Source organism: Nocardia sp. NRRL S-836, from assembly GCF_001279525.1.
GTDB lineage: Bacteria > Actinomycetota > Actinomycetes > Mycobacteriales > Pseudonocardiaceae > Lentzea.
On the sequence record NZ_LGDY01000054.1, the window covers coordinates 1 to 315 of the forward strand.

The window sequence follows — 315 nt, forward strand, 5'->3', positions numbered from 1 at the left end:
TTCGCCAGCGCGGGCACCAGCGTCACCGCCGTGGCGCCGCTGCCGATCACGACCACGCGCTTGCCGGTGGTGTCGAGGTCGGCCGGCCAGTGCTGCGGGGGCACGATCTCGCCGGGGAAGTCGTCGAGCCCCTCGAACTGCGGCGCGTAGCCCTCGTCGTAGAGGTAGTAGCCGGACGCGCAGAAGATCCAGTTCGCCGCGAGCGCGACTCTCTCCCCGGGGCCGCCGCGCACTAACTCGACCCCCCACCGACCGCCGGCCGACGACCAGTCGCCGCGCACAACCCGGCGATCGAACCGGATGTGCGGTTCGCCG

1 pseudogene is annotated in these 315 nt (G+C 72.7%); it reads right to left on the reverse strand.

Annotated features, from left to right (window positions below):
• Nucleotides 1-315 (reverse strand): annotated as a pseudogene (locus ADL03_RS06895) (FAD-containing monooxygenase EthA); the annotation flags it as partial.